Source organism: Faecalibacterium langellae, from assembly GCF_002549775.1.
Lineage (GTDB): Bacteria > Bacillota > Clostridia > Oscillospirales > Ruminococcaceae > Faecalibacterium > Faecalibacterium langellae.
Window position 1 is genome coordinate 1 of sequence record NZ_NMTR01000052.1, and the last position, 1,151, is coordinate 1,151.

At 35.9% G+C, this 1,151-nt stretch carries 2 protein-coding genes; both read right to left on the minus strand.

The annotated features are described in order from the left end of the window. A partial coding sequence (locus tag CGS49_RS13595) for a DUF4430 domain-containing protein (protein ID WP_097802297.1) occupies window positions 1-389 on the minus strand: 389 nt, incomplete at its 3' end. After that, a complete protein-coding gene (locus CGS49_RS13600) occupies window positions 386-859 on the minus strand; it encodes a membrane protein (RefSeq protein ID WP_024704063.1) in 474 nt (157 codons plus the stop codon). The genes CGS49_RS13595 and CGS49_RS13600, both read right to left, overlap by 4 nt. Window positions 860-1,151 lie beyond the last annotated feature (292 nt).

Sequence of the window (1,151 nt, forward strand, 5' to 3'; positions counted from 1 at the left end):
TACTTTTCTTGGTAGAATTTGATTTCATCACCATCTTGAACTTTAAGTTGATTAGCAGCTTTCTCACCGATTTTTCCATTGACATCAAACATCCAATAAATCCCCTTCTCCTTGTCTTGAGAAATTCCATCAATTTCAGTAATAAAACCATCATTTTCTTGAACAGGATATATTTCTTTTAAAACATCAAGGACCGTATCACCTTTTTTGAATTCTACGGATTTTTTCTTACTTTCCTTTTTAGTTTTTAAAATCAAAGTAACCTGGCCTTGACCCTTAGACTGATGATTGTTTGTGCTACTAGTAGGTTTAGCAGACTCATTTTTTCCACAAGCACCTAAAGTAACAAGAGAAAAGGCAAGAGCTAAACATATCAATAATTTTTTCATTTCAAAAGTCTCCTAAAAATAGACTGAATAAATGGATAGAATAGAAGCGTCGATACTGCATGATAAGTATCATAAAGAAGGCCAGAAACAACAAAGGTAAGACCGCTCTTAAATAGGAGGCCATAACTATAATCCAAGAGAACTCCGTAGAGAAAGGATAAAATAGTTACTAAAGCAATCTGACAAACAAGTGATAACCTAGGTGCAATCAAGCTCCAAAGAGCCATCAAAATGCCGAAGGCCAAGATTTGATTAAAAACCCAGGGACCAAACCCAAAGATGAATCCTGAGATTGACATGGTCAAAGCCATAATCAAGAAACCATCTACTAACCCCAAATAAAGGACAGACACAAAAAACATAGCTGTAATAGGCTGAATATTAGGTAATCCTATAAATGCTGACCGCAATCCTACTGCCAGTGCTGACAAAATGGCTATCCGAGCCATTCGTTGAATCGTTAGTTTCATATATCTATTATGCCAGAAATAAGTTGAATTGACTAGGTATGATACTTATTTATTTAATTAAAAAAGAAAATAACTGCTAAAAGAAAGAGGCCAATCACATGATTAGCCTTCCCTGAATTACATTTGTTTCAAGCGTTCCACCCGTTCTGAAATTGGTGGGTGAGTATAAAAGAACTTCTGCAAACCAGATTCTTTTTTAGGGTCATTGATAAAGAGGGCTGCGCTAGCATCATCCACGTGATGTTGCATTGGCGCACTATTATCAAGTTTGAGCAGAGCGTTAATCATACCT